A 14,920-nucleotide genomic window follows, 5' to 3' on the forward strand; every position below is an offset into this window, starting at 1 on the left:
GCCCGGAAAAGTGTTTATCATAGGCATCTCTTTGCCTGGCTTGCACGAACACCATGACCGAGAACGACTACACCCTCGCCTGGGGCCTTTACGCTGTTGCCGCCCTGGGCTGCCTGATGGTGGGCTTCAAGCTCACCGGCTGGATGTGGCGCTGGCTGCGCGAACCGCTGCGGGTGGTGCTGGCGGTGCTGCTGCTGACCCCGACCATCGTCGACCCGGTCAAGGACAGTTTCGCCCCGGCCATTGCCATCACCGCCCTGGATGTCGCCTTCAAGGTCGGCAACAACGCCTGGCGCGCGGTGTCCGACTTCGCCATGTACGGCATGGGCGCGTTTTCCCTGTATTTCCTTTTCGTACTGCTGCGCTTGCCGCTGGAAAAGCGCGCCCGCGAGCGCCGCGCGCAGGCCGAGGCCGCTGCCCAGCGCCAGGCTGCCGAAGATGACCAGCTTGGCGCCCAGGGCCCGCTGGCCGCGGAGCGCCGCGACCGTTACCGTGATGCGCCACCCCCTGCCGCCCCAGCCGTCTCCCGAGGCGGCGGCCGGGTCGAGCCCCGTCTGTAAGCGGAGACACGCCTATGTGCGAACTGCTGGGCATGAGTGCCAACGTCCCCACCGACATCGTCTTCAGCTTCACCGGCCTGATGCAGCGCGGCGGCCGTACCGGCCCGCACCGTGACGGCTGGGGCATCGGCTTCTACGAAGGCCGTGGCCTGCGCCTGTTCCAGGACCCGGCCGCGAGCAGCGAGTCGGAAGTGGCCAACCTGGTGCAGCGTTACCCGATCAAGAGCGAAGTGGTCATCGGTCATATCCGCCAGGCCAACGTGGGCAAGGTGTGCCTTTCCAACACTCACCCGTTCGTGCGAGAGATGTGGGGCCGCAACTGGTGCTTCGCGCACAATGGCCAGCTGGGCGACTTCAAGGGCCAGGCCAGTTTCTACCGGCCGGTGGGCGACACCGACAGCGAGGCGGCCTTCTGCGACCTGCTCAACCGCATCCGCAGCGCCTTCCCCGAACCCGTGCCGGTGGAACAGCTGCTGCCGGTGCTGGTCGAAGCCTGTGCTGGCTACCGCGGCCAGGGCGTGTTCAATTGCATGCTCAGCGACGGCGACTGGCTGTTCTGCTTCTGTTCGACCAAGCTGGTGCACATTACCCGCCGGGCACCTTTTGGTGCGGCGCGGTTGAAGGATGTCGACCTGATCGTCGATTTTCACACCGAAACGACCCCTAATGACGTGGTCACGGTGATCGCCACCGAGGCCTTGACCGAGAACGAGACCTGGCAGCGCTACGAGCCGGGTCAGTGGGCCCTGTGGCGGCACGGCGAGTGCGTGGCGCACGGCCAGAGCTAAGGACGCGGCATGTTCAGAAGTTACCTGCGGTTGCTGCTGTTTACCTTCGGCCTGCTGGCCGGTATCCAGGTCCCGGGGCTGGTGAAGGACTACAGCCAGCGGGTCGAGGCGCACCTGTTCGAATCACGCGAGGCGCTCGACGGCTTCCGGCAGACCGCCGAACGTTTCTTCAGTGGTGACCTGCAGGCGCTGCTGCGGCATTACCGCAGCAGCGACGACCCGGTGTTCAACAGTGATGCCAACAGCATCGAAAGCCTGATGATCCGCAACGAACTGCTGGAAAACGAATGGCAGGCGCTGCAAGCGCCATGGGCGCAGCGTACCTGGCACGTGCTGGTACAGGCCGACCCGCAGTTGCGCGAGGAAACCCTCAATGGTTACAGCTACCAGATCCTGCTGGTGCCCGAGGCGGTTGGCTGGGGGCTTGGTGCAGGGTTTGTGCTGGCCTTCGTGGTCGAGAGCCTGTTGCTGGCGATTGGCTGGGTGATCCTGGGCGGGCGGCGTGGGGCGGTGAAAGAGAGCTGGCGCTGATTTTTGCTGTGCCTGTGCCGGCCCTTTCGCGGGCTTGCCCGCTCCCACAGGATCATCACGGGCCTTGAGAGCCGTGCAGTACCTGTGGGAGCGGGCAAGCCCGCGAAGAGGCCCGCACAGACAAAGCCAATCAGTCAGACCAACACTATACGCTGCCCACCCACATCCCGCGCATACCGCTCCAGCACCTGCCGGCAAACCCCGACCACTTCATCCACCAACGCCACCCCGGTCTGCCAGGCCACCACCAGCTCCAGGCTCGGCGGCGGTTGCAGGCCCTGCAGCAATACCAGCTCACCGCGGCTCAACTCGGCATCCACCAGCGCCGGCGGCAACGCACCAATGCCAAACCCGTCGCGCAACAGCCGGGTAATCGCCGCCACCGAGTTCACGCAGTTAAGCCGCGGCGTTTCGGCCCCGGCACTCAGCAGCAGGCTCAGCACTTCCTGGTGCGGCCGCGAGTTCTTCGAGAAGGTGATGATCCGCTCACGCCCAAGCTCGGCCAGTGAGGCGTAGTCGCGGTGCTGGTGCGAGCCGGCGGCCACCACCCAACCCATCGGGTAGCGCGCCAGGTCCAGGCTGCGGATCGACTGCTCGCGCAGCAGGTCGGTCTGCAGGATCACGTCGAGAAAGCCCTTCTGCAATTGCTCGCGAAGGTTCAGCGCAGTGTCGGCCACCAGTTCGATTTCCACCTGCGGGTAACGCTCGGTCAGCTCCGCCACCAGCGCGCTCATCCAGGTGTGGATCACCGTGTCCATCACCCCGATACGGATGCGCCCGACCTTGGCCCGGTCGCTGTCCAGCGACTGCTTCATGGCCTTGGCGGTTTCCAGCATGCGCTCGGCATATTCCAGCACCTTGCCGCCTTCCGGGGTCAGGCTGACGCCACGTGAGTCGCGCAACAGCAGCTTGACGCCCAGGTCGGCCTCCAGCGCGGCGATGCGGCTGGAAACCGAGGCCTGGGTAGTGAACAGCTTTTCCGCGGTCAGGCGGAAGCTCTTGAGCCGGGCGACCCAGACGAAGGTTTCGAGGAAGCGAAGGTTCATGATCAGTTTTTCTTGTTCCAGACCGGCGGTTTTTCTCGTTGGACGCAAATGGCGCGGCGTCTGAACAATGGCAGCCAGGCCGCGACTCATTGTCGCCCATAAAACAATACCAACAAGCCGAGGCAAGCATGAACCCCACCGGCGTGCAGCAGCAGGTCAGTTCCCCATCTTCGTCCGGGCCTTTCGCCTGGTATCGCGACATCGACTCACAGCAGCGCCGGACGTTCTGGAGCTGCAAGATCGGCTACGGCCTGGATGGCATGGACACACAGATGCTCAGCTTCGTCATCCCGACGCTGATCATGCTGTGGGGCATCACCACCACCGAAGCCGGGTTGATCCACACCAGCACCTTGATCGCCTCGGCCGTGGGTGGCTGGGTGGCCGGCATTCTCTCCGACCGCATTGGCCGCGTGCGCACCCTGCAACTGACGGTGGTGTGGTTTGCCTTCTTCACCTTCCTCTGCGGCTTCGCCCAGAACTACGAACAGCTGCTGATCGCCCGTACCCTGATGGGCTTCGGCTTTGGCGGTGAGTGGACCGCCGGCGCGGTGCTGATCGGCGAGGTGATCCGCGCCCAGGACCGTGGCAAGGCGGTGGGCATGGTGCAGTCCGGCTGGGCGCTTGGCTGGGGCCTCACCGCCATCCTGTACGCGCTGCTGTTCTCCTGGCTGCCGGCAGAGCAGGCCTGGCGCGCGCTGTTCCTGCTGGGCCTGGTACCGGCGATCTTCGTGATCTTCGTCCGCCGCCTGGTCAAGGACCCCGAGGTATACCGCGAGGCCAAGGCGGTGGAAAACGCCGAGGCACCTGCGCAGTTCTACGAAATCTTCGCCCCGGGCATGCTCTGGACCACCGTGCGTGCATCCCTGCTGACCACCGGCGCGCTGGGCGGCTACTACGCCATTACCTCGTGGCTGCCGACTTTCCTCAAGAACGAGCGCGGCCTGAGCGTGCTGGGCACCGGTGGCTACCTGGCCATGGTGATCGTCGGCTCCTACGTCGGCTATGTGGTCAGTGCGTACCTGTCCGACCTGCTGGGGCGCAAGAAGAACTTCATCCTGTTTGCCGTGGGCTCGTTCGTCATCGTGCTGCTGTACACGCAAATGCAGGTCAGCGACGGCGTGATGCTGTGGCTGGGCTTCCCGCTGGGCTTCTTCGCCTCGGGCATCTTCAGCGGCATGGGCGCGTTCCTCACCGAACTGTTCCCCACGCGTATCCGCGGTTCGGGGCAGGGCTTCTGCTACAACATCGGCAAGGTCATCGCGGCACTGTTCCCGCTGCTGATCGGCGTGCTCGGCCAGAAGGTACCGCTGGGCCTGGGTATCGGCGTGTTCTCCGCCGTGTCCTACGGGGTGGTGATCGTGGCGGCGCTGAGCCTGCCGGAAACCCGCGGCAAACAGCTGCAGGCGCGTTAAGGTAGGCATATGAACAACGACAACGGAGGCCGTGCGGTGGAACGCCTGCTACTCAATTGCGACATGGGCGAGAGTTTCGGCAGCTGGCGCATGGGCCTGGATGCCGAAGTCATGCCGTACATCGATTGCGCCAACATCGCCTGCGGCTACCACGCCGGCGACCCCAGCATCATGCGCCGCACCGTGGCCCTGGCGCTGGAGCACGGCGTGACTATCGGCGCACACCCGGCCTACCCGGACCTGGTCGGCTTCGGCCGCCGTTCCATGGCCTGCAGCCCGGAGGAAATCCGCGACCTGCTGCATTACCAGATCGGTGCGCTGGACGGCATCTGCAAAGTGTTGGGCGGCCGCGTGGCGTACGTGAAACCCCATGGTGCGCTGTACAACGACATGATGGCCGACCCGCTCAAGCTGCGTACCGTACTGGAGGCTGTGGCGGCCTATGGCGGCGGCCTGCCGCTGATGCTGATGGCTACCGCCGACAACCGCGCCGCCCAGGCCCTGGGCGATGAAATTGGCGTGCCGCTGTGGTTCGAAGCATTCGCCGACCGCGCCTACACCGCCAGCGGGCGCCTGGTGTCGCGGCGCCTGCCCGGTGCGGTGCACCACGACCCGGCGCTGGTGGTGGAGCAGGCCGTGCGCCTGGCCCGTGGCGACACGCTGGTGGCGGACGATGGCAGTGCATTGACGCTTGCAGCGAGCACCCTGTGCGTGCACGGCGACAACGACAGTTCGGTGGCGGCGGTGCGGCAGATTCGCCAGGCCCTCGATGCCCTGGAGTCGCGATGAAGCCGCGTATTGAAGTTGTGGCCATCGACAGCCTGATGGTGCGCCTGTTCGATTCCATCGACGAGGGCAACATGCCGTGGATGCTTGCCGCCAGCCAGCGCTTGCACGCGGCGTTCGGCGAGCACTTGCTGGACCTGGTGCCGTCCTACACCACGCTGATGGTGCAGTTCGACCTGCCACCGAGTGAGGCGAGGGCGCTGATCATCCGTGCACTGGAGGGCTTGCAGCCAGACACGGGCAGCGGTGGCCGCCGCCATGAGATCCCGGTGTGGTACGACGCCAGCGTCGGCCCGGAGCTGCCGGTGTTGGCGGCCCGCAGTGGCTTGAGTGAAGCAGAGGTGATCCGTTTGCACAGCGAGCGCGAGTACCCGGTGTTCGCCCTGGGTTTCGCCCCCGGTTTCGGCTTCATGGGCCTGGTGGACGAACGCCTGGCCAGCCCGCGCCTTAGCACCCCGCGCAAGCGCGTGGCGGCCGGCAGCGTCGGCATTGCCGAGCGCCAGACGGCGGCCTATCCGGCGGTATCGCCGGGGGGCTGGAACCTGATCGGGCGTACTCCGGTGCGCCTGTTCGACCGTGAACGCGAGGGCTACAGCCTGTTGCAACCCGGTGACCGGGTGCGCTTCGTGCCGGTTTCGCGCAGCGAGTTCGTGGCGTTGGGCGGTGATGTGGAGGCACAAGCATGAGGCAGTTGAAGATCGAGGCCAGTACGCCGCTGTGCCAGTTGCAGGATGCCGGGCGCTTTGGCGTACGCCACCTGGGCGTGACCCAGGGCGGGGCGCTGGACTGGGTGGCGATGCACTGGGCCAACTGGCTGCTGGGCAACCCGTTGGCGGCGCCGGTGGTCGAGGTGGCGCTAGGTGGTTTCTGTGTGGTCGCAGAGCAGGATTGTGTGCTGGCCCTGGCCGGTGCCGACCTGGATGCGCGGGTCGATGATCAGCCGCTGGCGCCCTGGCGCAGCTTTGCATTGGCCAAGGGGCAGCGGTTGACCCTGAAACAGCCGAAGCAGGGCGCGCGGGCGTACCTGGCAGCACCTGGCGGCTTCCTGGGCGAGGATGTGCTGGGCAGCCGTGCCACGGTCGTGCGGGAAGAACTGGGCGGTATCGATGGCCAGGGCTCTGCGCTCGGCAAAGGCCAGCTGCTGGCATTTTCCAGCGCTTCAGCGACCTTGCGTGAGGTACCGGCAGCGCTGCGGCCACAGTACGCACAAAAGCCTGTGCTTGACCTGGTGATCGGCGCACAGATCGGTGACTTCAGCGGTACCAGCCTGTTCGAGGCGTTCAACCGCGAGTGGACGCTGGACAGCCGCGCCGACCGCATGGGCATCCGCCTGCTGGGGCCGCAGCTGGTCTACCAGGGCGCGCCGATGATTTCCGAGGGGATTCCGCTGGGGGCGGTGCAGGTGCCGCCGGATGGGCAGCCGATCGTGTTGCTCAATGACCGGCAGACCATTGGCGGCTATCCGCGGCTGGGGGCATTGACGCCGTTGGCGCTGGCGCAACTGGCGCAGTGCATGCCGGGGGCGGTAGTGCGGTTCCGGGCGGTGGTGCAGGATGAGGCGTGGCGGGAGCAGCAGGCTTACCTGGACCGTTGGTTGTAAGGTCGCTGGCCCTTTCGCGGGCTCGCCCGCTCCCACAGGTATCGCGCAAGCCTTGAGGCCTGTGGGGGACCTGTGGGAGCGGGCGAGCCCGCGAAGAGGCCGGCACTGGCAACATCACTTGGACAGGTAACGCATCCCTTCCTCCAACCCCTGCAAGGTCAGCGGGTACATCTTGTCCTCGATCAAGTCCCGCACCAGGTGGGTCGATGCGGTGTAGTCCCAGGCCTGCTTCGGGTACGGGTTGATCCAGATGATCTTCCTGAATTTCTCCATGAAACGCTGCATCCACACATACCCGGCTTCTTCGTTCCAGTGCTCCACGCTGCCACCCGGCTGGGTAATCTCGTAGGGCGCCATGGCCGCATCGCCAACGAACACAACCTTGTAGTCATCGCCGTACTTGTGCAGCAGGTCGAAGGTGGAATAGCGCTCCGAGGTGCGGCGCAGGTTGTTCTTCCACACCGACTCGTACACGAAGTTGTGGAAGTAGTAGTACTCCAGGTGCTTGAACTCGGTCTTGCACGCCGAGAACAGTTCTTCGCAGACCTTGACGTGGGCGTCCATCGAGCCACCGATGTCGAACAGCAACAGCAGCTTCACCGTGTTGCGCCGCTCGGGGCGCATCTGGATGTTCAGCAGCCCGGCATCCCGCGCGGTGTGGTCGATGGTGCCGTCGATGTCCAGCTCTTCGGCGGCGCCTTCACGGGCGAACTTGCGCAGCCGGCGCAAGGCCAGCTTGATGTTGCGCGTGCCCAGCTCCACCTGGTCGTCCAGGTTCTTGTATTCGCGCTGGTCCCACACCTTCACCGCCTTGCCCTGGCGCTTGCCGGCCTCGCCCACGCGGATGCCCTCGGGGTTGAAGCCGCCCGAGCCGAACGGGCTGGTGCCGCCGGTGCCGATCCACTTGTTGCCGCCGGCGTGACGTTCCTTCTGCTCTTCGAGGCGCTTCTTGAACTCTTCGATCAGCTTGTCCAGGCCACCCAGCGACTGGATCTGCGCGCGCTCCTCATCGGTCAGCGAACGCTCGAATTCCTTGCGCAGCCAGTCTTCGGGGATCAACGCCTCGATGTGCCGGTCGAGGTTCTCCAGGCCCTTGAAGTAGGCAGCGAAGGCGCGGTCGAACTTGTCGAAGTGGCGCTCGTCCTTCACCAGGATGGCGCGGGCGAGGTAGTAGAACTCGTCCATGTCGGCGAACACCACGCGCTTTTGCAGGGCCTGGTGCAGGTCGAGCAGTTCGCGTACCGACACCGGCACCTTGGCCGCGCGCATTTCATTGAACAGGTTGAGCAGCATGGCCCGGCTCCTGTCAGCGGTTGCCGCGCCGGCTCATGAAGGCCAGGCGCTCGAGTAGTTGTACGTCCTGCTCGTTCTTCACCAGCGCCCCGGCCAGCGGTGGAATGGCCTTGGTCGGGTCGCGTTCGCGCAGCACCGCTTCACCGATGTTGTCGGCCATCAGCAGCTTGAGCCAATCGACCAGTTCGGAGGTGGACGGCTTTTTCTTCAGGCCTGGTACCTTGCGCACGTCGAAGAACACGTCCAGCGCCTCGCTGACCAGCGACTGGCTGATGTTCGGGTAGTGCACGTCGACGATCTGCTGCAGGGTAGTGCGGTCGGGGAAGGCGATGTAGTGGAAGAAGCAGCGGCGCAGGAAGGCGTCCGGCAGCTCCTTTTCGTTGTTGGAGGTGATGATGATGATCGGGCGCTGTCTGGCCTTGATGGTCTCGTCGATTTCGTAGACGTAGAACTCCATCTTGTCGAGTTCTTGCAGCAGGTCGTTGGGGAACTCGATGTCGGCCTTGTCGATTTCGTCGATCAGCAGGATGACCCGTTCCTCGGCCTCGAAGGCCTCCCACAGCTTGCCCTTCTTCAGGTAGTTGCGCACATCGTGGACCTTGTCCACGCCCAGCTGCGAGTCACGCAGGCGGCTGACCGCGTCGTACTCGTAGAGGCCCTGGTGGGCCTTGGTGGTGGACTTGATGTGCCAGGTGATCAGGCGCGCACCGAACGAGGCTGCCAGCTGCTCGGCGAGCATGGTCTTGCCGGTGCCGGGTTCGCCCTTGACCAGCAAGGGGCGTTCGAGGGTGATGGCCGCGTTTACCGCCAGTTTCAGGTCGTCTGTGGCGACGTAGTCGCGGGTGCCTTCGAACTTCATGGGTCTGTCCTCTGAGGGTAGTCTGTACTGGCCCTATCGCCGGCAAGCCGGCTCCCACAGGTACAGCACAGGTCTTGAGAACTGTGGGGATCCTGTGGGAGCTGGCTTGCCGGCGATAGGGCCGGAACAGGCAGTACATATTTTCGATTTGTCACCGACTATAACGCGGGGTTCGCCGACTGGAAACGCAGACCAGGTATTCAGTCCCTGAATGCCCCGTCACTCGATCCTAGTCGGAATCCGGCGCGTCACGCTCATATCGCGCATTGAACGCCTGAATGAACCCGTTGCGCAGGATCTGCAGAAACGCCTCGAAGGCGCTGATATCCTGCTTGTGCACGCTACCGCTGAGCTCTACCCGGGTCGCGAACTGGTTCTTCGGCTGGTTCTTCAATACCGTCTCGGTCGCGCCCACCAGCGCTTCCCAGACTGAGCGGAAGAAGCCTTTGTCCTTTTCCTGCACATCCTGCTGCCAGTCGAACACATCCACATCCCGCAACAGTGGCTTGATGTACCCATTCAAGCGGCCGTTGGTCGCCTCGGCCTCTATCACCACATCGCCGTGCCCGGCATTGAAGTCGAACTTGCCGTATGCGCTGGCGAAGTCGTTGAGCTTGCGCAACTCGATACCCGTGGCGCGCAGGCGGAACTCGAAGTCGTCGAAATCGCTGAACGGGTCGAAGGTGGCGCGACTTTCCACCTTGGCATCGCCTACGATCAGCGCCGTGCCATCAAAGCTGGCATCACGTCGGCCCTTTTCGTCACGGATGTTGGTGAGGTTGCGAATACTGGCATCGAGCTGAGTGGCCTTCAGGTTGACGGGTGGCTTGGAGTTGAAGTTGCGGAAAGTCAGCACGCCTTTGTCGATGCGAACCTCGTTAAGGGTGATCGGCAGCAGTTTTTCCAGTTGCTGGCGCCAGTCGGTGCCCTGACCGGTCTGCGAGTTCTGTTTGTTGCCGCCATCGACGAAGTTGAGCTCCGGCCGGTCGAACACCACTTCGGCAACCACTGCGCGGTCGTACCACAGGGCGTGCCAGCTCACCGACAGGTCGATCAGCGGCGCGTCGAGAAACGGCACCGGCACCTTGCCGGTGGTCTTGACGATCTTCAGCCCATTGATCTGGTACGCGCCGCGCCACCAGGCCAGGTCCACGTCGGCCACCTGGCCGCGGTAGTCGCCCATGTCGGCAAGTTTGTCGTTCAGGTAGTCGCGCACCAGGTAGGGCAGGGCCAGGTGCAGGGCCACCAGCAACACGACCAGGCTGGCCAGGGCGACCAGCGGCCAGCGGTAGTGACCTTTCATCGCAGGCTCTCCAAGGTGGGCTCATAAAGACGCTTGTTTGGTTGACCGCAGGCTTTGCCACGGAGTTCGAACAGGCTTTACGGGCCTCCGGCCCGGGCTTACCCTTGAGGTCTTTCCCTGCTTTTTTTCATGCCAAGGACCCCTGCCATGAGCCGTATCTTTGCAGACAACGCCCACTCCATCGGTAACACGCCGCTGGTGCAGATCAACCGCATTGCCCCGCGCGGCGTGACCATCCTGGCCAAGATCGAAGGGCGTAACCCGGGCTATTCGGTCAAATGCCGCATCGGCGCGAACATGGTCTGGGACGCCGAAAGCAGCGGCAAGCTCAAGCCGGGCATGACCATCGTCGAACCGACCTCGGGCAACACCGGCATCGGCCTGGCCTTCGTCGCCGCCGCTCGTGGCTACAAGCTGATGCTGACCATGCCCGCCTCCATGAGCCTGGAGCGCCGCAAGGTGTTGAAGGCGCTGGGTGCCGAGCTGGTGCTGACCGACCCGGCCAAGGGCATGAAGGGCGCCATCGAGAAGGCCAACGAAATCGTCGCCTCCGACCCGGCCCAGTACTTCCTGCCGGGCCAGTTCGAAAACCCGGCCAACCCGGCGATCCACGAAAAAACCACCGGCCCGGAAATCTGGAACGACACCGACGGCGCGGTCGACGTGCTGGTGGCGGGCGTCGGCACCGGCGGCACCATCACCGGTGTTTCGCGCTACATCAAGCATACGCAGGGCAAGGCGATCCTGTCGGTGGCGGTGGAACCAGTGGCATCGCCGCTGATCAGCCAGACCCTGGCCGGCGAAGAGCTCAAGCCCAGCCCGCACAAGATCCAGGGCATCGGCGCCGGCTTCGTGCCGAAAAACCTCGACCTGTCGATCGTCGACCAGGTGGAAACGGTGACCGACGAAGAGTCCAAGGCCATGGCCATCCGCCTGATGCAGGAAGAGGGCATCCTCTGTGGCATTTCCTGTGGTGCGGCGATGGCAGCGGCCGTGCGCCTGGCCGAAAAGCCGGAAATGCAGGGTAAGACCATCGTCGTGATTCTGCCGGACTCCGGCGAGCGCTACCTGTCGAGCATGCTGTTCAGCGACATGTTCAGCGAGCAGGAAAACCAGCAGTAATGGCCTTGCCGCTGATCCCGCGCAACGTTCGGCGGCTTGGTTTATTGCAAAATCTTCATGATTGAGTTGCTGCCCGGGCTGTTTTTACCCTGGCGGCATCAGTTTATGATGGCAGGATGATTTATCGGAGTGCAGGGCGCGCAGCCCTGTTTCTTCCTCAAGGAGTGAAAGCATGACCTTTTCCTTTGCAGCCAAGGCGGGTGTCTTGCTGGTGTTTTTTGGCAGCGTGCTGTTCGTGCACCTGCGCGGCAAGGCTCGCTTGCCGGTGTTGCGCCAGTTCGTCAACCATTCGGCGCTGTTCGCCCCTTATAACAGCCTGATGTACCTGTTCTCCGGCGTACCGTCCAAGCCCTACCTGGACCGCCAGCGCTTCCCCGAGCTGGACGTTCTGAAGGACAACTGGCAGGAAATCCGCGAAGAGGCCATGCGCCTGTTCGACGAGGGCTACATCCGCGCCGCCGAGAAGGATAACGACGCAGGCTTCGGTTCGTTCTTCAAGAAAGGCTGGAAGCGCTTTTACCTGAAGTGGTACGACAAACCGTTGCCTTCTGCCGAAACCCTGTGCCCGCGTACCGTCGAGCTGGTCAGCAGCATCCCCAACGTCAAGGGCGCGATGTTCGCCCTGCTGCCCGGCGGCAGCCACCTGAACCCGCACCGCGACCCGTTCGCCGGTTCCCTGCGCTACCACCTGGGCCTGTCCACCCCCAACTCCGATGCTTGCCGCATCTACGTCGATGGCGAGGAATATGCCTGGCGTGACGGCGAGGACGTGATGTTCGATGAAACCTACGTGCACTGGGTCAAGAACGAGACCGACGTTACCCGGGTGATCCTGTTCTGCGACATCGAACGCCCGCTGAGCAGCCCACTGATGACCCGCATCAACCGCCAGGTCAGCGCCTTCCTCGGCCGTGCCACCGCGCCGCAGAACACCGACGACGAGCGTGTGGGCGGGATCAACCAGGCCTACGCCTGGAGCAAGCGCTTCAGCAACCGGATCAGTAGCCAGGTCAAGCAGTTCAAGCGCGCCAACCCCAAGGCCTACCGCGTGCTGCGGCCGGTGCTGGCGGCGGTGGTGGTGTACCTGTTGTATCACTGGTTGTTCTGATTTCTGCCTGTTGGGGCTGCCTTGCAGCCCATCGCGACACAAGGCCGCTCCTACAGCTACCGCGCCACTCCCTGGAATTGCGCAGAACCTGTGGGAGCGGCCTTGTGTCGCGATAGGGGCGCAAAGCGCCCCCCGGCGTCCTCTCAGGAAACCACTCTGGTTCGGTGTTTATAGGGAATTATAGACAGACTATAGAGCGATTATAGATTGTGGTTGATGAGGGGCGCGCAGCCCCCTTTGCTGCCTCAAGCCGGCTCCAACGCCTCCACCACTTTCCCCCGACTAAGGTGCACCACCTTGTCCGCCGTATCGAAGTACCGGTCATCATGCGAAATCACGATGATGGTCTTGCCCAAACGCTTCAGGTCCGGCAGCAGCTCGGTGTAGAACACCCGGCGGAAGGTCGGGTCCTGGTCCGCTGCCCACTCGTCGAACACCAGCACTGGCCGCCCGTCCAGCCAGGCATTGACCAGTGCCAGGCGCTTGCGCTGGCCGGTCGACAGGTCGGTGGTGGTAAAGGCACCATCGCGCACGCTCACCTTGTGGGCGATCTCCAGCCGCTCCAGGTAGCGCGTGGCATCGCTGGGCAAGCTGTGTTCATGCTCGGGCAGGTCGTCGAACAGGTAGTAGTCGGCGAACACCGTGGTGAACAGCTGGCGATAGTCATCCAGCCCCTCCGGGCCGACGGCCTTGCCGTTCAGGCGCACTTCGCCGCGTTGCGGGGTGTACAGGCCCAGCAGCAGCTTGATCAGCGAAGTCTTGCCGCAGCCGTTCTCGCCGACGATGAACAGGATCTCGCCCGGTTCGATGCTCAGGTTCACCGGCCCCACGCGGAACGGCTCGTTGTCGTCCACCGGCGGGTAGGCGTACTCGACGTTGTGCAGTTCCAGATGCGCGCTGGCCGGGGCGGTGCGCTTGACCGGCGGCTCCAGCAGCAGGTGCGGCTCGGGCGAGGAGAAGCGCTCGGACAGGTCGGCAATGCGGCGGAACGCCACCTGGGCGCGGCCGAGGATCGGCAGGTTGCCGATCAAGGTTTCCAGCGGGCCTTTCATGTACAGCAGCACCAGCACGAAGCCGCTCATCACCGCCGGGTCGTTGCTCGGCCATAGCGATTGCAGGGCCAGGGTCAGGCCGATGACCACGAAGAACAGCATCGACCCCAGGCTCTTGGCCGCGACGAAGATGTTGATGGCGCGGATATGGGTGTTGGCGATGAAGTCGGCGGTGCCCTGGATGTTGCGGGTCAGCATGGCATGGCGGCGGCGGCGGTCGATGCGCAGTTCCTTGGCGCCCTCGGCGATGGCCGAGTAGTGCTTCTGCAGGTTGTCTTCGGCATCGCGGGCGGCGTTGAAGCCGGCCACGCCTTTCTGCCTGGCCACGTATTGAATGCCACTGCCAATGCCGATGGCTGCCAGGGTGATGAGGAAGATCGGCCACGACAGCCAGGCCAGGTAGGCCATGCAGCCTGTCACGGTGGTGAGCGAGATGGCCAGCGGGGCGAAGGCGAAGGCAAAGTCGCTGATGGTGTCGACGTCGCGCGTCAGCACCGGGATCAGGCGGTGGGTGCGGTAGCGCTCGATCTGCTCGATCGGCGCCGACAGCACCTTGGCGCCGAGGTCCTTGCGCAGCCTGGCGATGACTTTCTGTCCAACGTAGTTGGTGCCGCTGTCGGCCGCCACGCTGCTGACCAGGGCCAGCACGCACAGGCCGGCGAAGGCCAGGATCACGCCCTGGCTCATGCCGTCAGCGGCATGCAGGCCCTGGTTGACGGTGGCCAGCAGGGCGGTCACGGCCAGGCCGCCGAGCATGCCCAGCAGCACCGAGACGATTACCGCCGGGCGGTAGGGTTTCAGCAGGCCCAGCAATTCGCGGATGGCCCCGGGGGAAGAGGTTTTCATGAAGCGTGATCTCGCTGGAGAGGTGGGGGCGGGGTCAGCTGCCGAGGGTCAGGGAGCCTTTCATCAAGGTGCCGTGGAACGGGAACGAGCAGTAGAAGCTGTACGCGGTACCTGCCTTCAGCGACCGGACGTCGAGGCTGATGCTGTCTGTTTCACCGCCGCCGATCAGGCGGGTGTGGGCGATCACCCGGGTGTCGCCGGGCTTCACGTAGTCCAGTGCCTCGCCGGCTTTCTGGCCGTCGTCGAGCACGCCTTGCATGTCTGCCTGGGTACTCAGCACCCAGTTGTGGCCCATCACGTTCTTCGGCATGTCGCCAGGGTGGGTGAGCGTGACGGTGAACACGGCGCAGGCCTTGGGCACGGTGATGGTGGCCTTGTCGAAGGTCATCTGGTCGGTGCCATGGATTTCCACGGCGCATGGCTCTGCCGACCACGCGGCAGGGGCCACGGCGAGCAGGGCGAGGAGCAGAAGCTGGCGAGTCATGTACGGTTCCTGGGCGATAGAAGGGTGCACATCGTTCAGACGAACCGGCGCGCGCCGGCTTTACCTGTGTGTGCGGCCCAGGTGAATTTCCCCATCGCCCGCTCGTTCATTCAGTCAGGCGCCGACA

General features: G+C 64.2%; 15 protein-coding genes. 9 read left to right on the forward strand and 6 right to left on the reverse strand.

What is annotated here, in order from left to right; genetic code table 11:
* Positions 1–53 precede the first annotated feature (53 nt).
* Genes CAG22_RS06090 through CAG22_RS06100 form a run of 3 tightly spaced genes read left to right on the forward strand, consistent with a single transcriptional unit; the run spans position 54 to position 1,879 of the window.
* Positions 54–560 (forward strand): hypothetical protein, encoded by a 507-nt coding sequence (locus CAG22_RS06090; RefSeq protein WP_025340210.1) that lies wholly within the window; start codon positions 54–56, stop codon positions 558–560.
* Positions 561–574: 14 nt separating this feature from the next.
* On the forward strand, positions 575–1,348 hold the full coding sequence (locus CAG22_RS06095) for a class II glutamine amidotransferase (protein ID WP_013973756.1): 774 nt from the start codon (positions 575–577) through the stop codon (positions 1,346–1,348).
* 9 nt (positions 1,349–1,357) lie between these two features.
* Positions 1,358–1,879: a DUF2937 family protein gene (locus CAG22_RS06100; protein ID WP_015271344.1), complete on the forward strand. Its 522-nt coding sequence runs from the start codon at positions 1,358–1,360 to the stop codon at positions 1,877–1,879.
* 134 nt (positions 1,880–2,013) lie between these two features.
* Here the strand turns inward: CAG22_RS06100 and CAG22_RS06105 are convergent, their stop codons facing one another.
* Entirely contained in the window at positions 2,014–2,925 is a 912-nt protein-coding gene (locus CAG22_RS06105; protein WP_015271343.1) for a LysR family transcriptional regulator, read from the reverse strand.
* Positions 2,926–3,053: 128 nt separating this feature from the next.
* Between CAG22_RS06105 and CAG22_RS06110 the strand changes: the two genes are divergently transcribed.
* Genes CAG22_RS06110 through CAG22_RS06125 form a run of 4 tightly spaced genes read left to right on the forward strand, consistent with a single transcriptional unit; the run spans position 3,054 to position 6,726 of the window.
* A complete protein-coding gene (locus CAG22_RS06110; protein WP_061552661.1) occupies positions 3,054–4,340 on the forward strand; it encodes an MFS transporter in 1,287 nt (428 codons plus the stop codon).
* A 9-nt stretch (positions 4,341–4,349) separates the two neighbouring features.
* Positions 4,350–5,129: a 5-oxoprolinase subunit PxpA gene (locus tag CAG22_RS06115; RefSeq protein WP_085593339.1), complete on the forward strand. Its 780-nt coding sequence runs from the start codon at positions 4,350–4,352 to the stop codon at positions 5,127–5,129.
* The gene (pxpB, locus tag CAG22_RS06120) at positions 5,126–5,812 is read left to right on the forward strand and encodes a 5-oxoprolinase subunit PxpB (RefSeq protein WP_085704940.1); all 687 of its coding nucleotides are present in this window, start codon (positions 5,126–5,128) and stop codon (positions 5,810–5,812) included. The genes CAG22_RS06115 and pxpB overlap by 4 nt, the downstream gene beginning before the upstream one ends.
* Positions 5,809–6,726, forward strand: a complete 918-nt coding sequence (locus CAG22_RS06125; RefSeq protein WP_085704942.1) for a biotin-dependent carboxyltransferase family protein — start codon at positions 5,809–5,811, stop codon at positions 6,724–6,726. Before pxpB ends, CAG22_RS06125 begins: the two co-directional genes overlap by 4 nt.
* A 114-nt stretch (positions 6,727–6,840) precedes the next feature.
* On the opposite strand, the gene CAG22_RS06130 is transcribed toward CAG22_RS06125, so the two are convergent.
* The 3 genes from CAG22_RS06130 to CAG22_RS06140 all read right to left on the reverse strand — a co-directional run bounded on the left by CAG22_RS06130 (position 6,841) and on the right by CAG22_RS06140 (position 10,181).
* A complete protein-coding gene (locus CAG22_RS06130; RefSeq protein WP_013973749.1) occupies positions 6,841–8,019 on the reverse strand; it encodes a VWA domain-containing protein in 1,179 nt (392 codons plus the stop codon).
* 13 nt (positions 8,020–8,032) lie between these two features.
* Complete coding sequence (locus tag CAG22_RS06135; RefSeq protein ID WP_013973748.1) at positions 8,033–8,878, reverse strand: MoxR family ATPase; 846 nt, start codon at positions 8,876–8,878, stop codon at positions 8,033–8,035.
* 229 nt (positions 8,879–9,107) lie between these two features.
* Positions 9,108–10,181 (reverse strand): DUF748 domain-containing protein, encoded by a 1,074-nt coding sequence (locus CAG22_RS06140; protein WP_085704944.1) that lies wholly within the window; start codon positions 10,179–10,181, stop codon positions 9,108–9,110.
* 147 nt (positions 10,182–10,328) lie between these two features.
* Here CAG22_RS06140 and cysK point away from each other — a divergent pair, with 147 nt between their 5' ends.
* Together cysK and CAG22_RS06150 are read left to right on the forward strand one after the other, a co-directional pair.
* On the forward strand, positions 10,329–11,303 hold the full coding sequence (gene cysK, locus CAG22_RS06145) for a cysteine synthase A (RefSeq protein WP_013973746.1): 975 nt from the start codon (positions 10,329–10,331) through the stop codon (positions 11,301–11,303).
* A gap of 172 nt (positions 11,304–11,475) precedes the next feature.
* On the forward strand, positions 11,476–12,411 hold the full coding sequence (locus CAG22_RS06150; protein WP_015271337.1) for an aspartyl/asparaginyl beta-hydroxylase domain-containing protein: 936 nt from the start codon (positions 11,476–11,478) through the stop codon (positions 12,409–12,411).
* A 245-nt stretch (positions 12,412–12,656) separates the two neighbouring features.
* Here CAG22_RS06150 and CAG22_RS06155 read toward each other — a convergent pair whose 3' ends face one another.
* Both CAG22_RS06155 and azu read right to left on the reverse strand, forming a co-directional pair.
* Positions 12,657–14,309 (reverse strand): cyclic peptide export ABC transporter, encoded by a 1,653-nt coding sequence (locus CAG22_RS06155; protein ID WP_085704946.1) that lies wholly within the window; start codon positions 14,307–14,309, stop codon positions 12,657–12,659.
* Positions 14,310–14,343: 34 nt separating this feature from the next.
* Entirely contained in the window at positions 14,344–14,793 is a 450-nt protein-coding gene (gene azu, locus CAG22_RS06160) for an azurin (RefSeq protein ID WP_085704948.1), read from the reverse strand.
* Positions 14,794–14,920: the final 127 nt, after the last annotated feature.

The organism is Pseudomonas sp. B8(2017) (genome assembly GCF_002113575.1).
In the GTDB taxonomy this organism is placed as follows: Bacteria; Pseudomonadota; Gammaproteobacteria; order Pseudomonadales; family Pseudomonadaceae; genus Aquipseudomonas; species Aquipseudomonas putida_Z.

Excerpts from the sequence above, each read along its gene's own strand:
- azu (WP_085704948.1), bottom strand. The coding sequence starts at position 14,793 with ATGACTCGCCAGCTTCTGCTCCTCGCCCTGCTCGCCGTGGCCCCTGCC.
- CAG22_RS06100 (WP_015271344.1), top strand. The coding sequence starts at position 1,358 with ATGTTCAGAAGTTACCTGCGGTTGCTGCTGTTTACCTTCGGCCTGCTG.
- pxpB (WP_085704940.1), top strand. The coding sequence starts at position 5,126 with ATGAAGCCGCGTATTGAAGTTGTGGCCATCGACAGCCTGATGGTGCGC.
- CAG22_RS06115 (WP_085593339.1), top strand. The coding sequence starts at position 4,350 with ATGAACAACGACAACGGAGGCCGTGCGGTGGAACGCCTGCTACTCAAT.
- CAG22_RS06130 (WP_013973749.1), bottom strand. The coding sequence starts at position 8,019 with ATGCTGCTCAACCTGTTCAATGAAATGCGCGCGGCCAAGGTGCCGGTG.
- CAG22_RS06110 (WP_061552661.1), top strand. The coding sequence starts at position 3,054 with ATGAACCCCACCGGCGTGCAGCAGCAGGTCAGTTCCCCATCTTCGTCC.
- cysK (WP_013973746.1), top strand. The coding sequence starts at position 10,329 with ATGAGCCGTATCTTTGCAGACAACGCCCACTCCATCGGTAACACGCCG.
- CAG22_RS06135 (WP_013973748.1), bottom strand. The coding sequence starts at position 8,878 with ATGAAGTTCGAAGGCACCCGCGACTACGTCGCCACAGACGACCTGAAA.
- CAG22_RS06125 (WP_085704942.1), top strand. The coding sequence starts at position 5,809 with ATGAGGCAGTTGAAGATCGAGGCCAGTACGCCGCTGTGCCAGTTGCAG.
- CAG22_RS06150 (WP_015271337.1), top strand. The coding sequence starts at position 11,476 with ATGACCTTTTCCTTTGCAGCCAAGGCGGGTGTCTTGCTGGTGTTTTTT.
- CAG22_RS06105 (WP_015271343.1), bottom strand. The coding sequence starts at position 2,925 with ATGAACCTTCGCTTCCTCGAAACCTTCGTCTGGGTCGCCCGGCTCAAG.
- CAG22_RS06155 (WP_085704946.1), bottom strand. The coding sequence starts at position 14,309 with ATGAAAACCTCTTCCCCCGGGGCCATCCGCGAATTGCTGGGCCTGCTG.
- CAG22_RS06140 (WP_085704944.1), bottom strand. The coding sequence starts at position 10,181 with ATGAAAGGTCACTACCGCTGGCCGCTGGTCGCCCTGGCCAGCCTGGTC.
- CAG22_RS06095 (WP_013973756.1), top strand. The coding sequence starts at position 575 with ATGTGCGAACTGCTGGGCATGAGTGCCAACGTCCCCACCGACATCGTC.
- CAG22_RS06090 (WP_025340210.1), top strand. The coding sequence starts at position 54 with ATGACCGAGAACGACTACACCCTCGCCTGGGGCCTTTACGCTGTTGCC.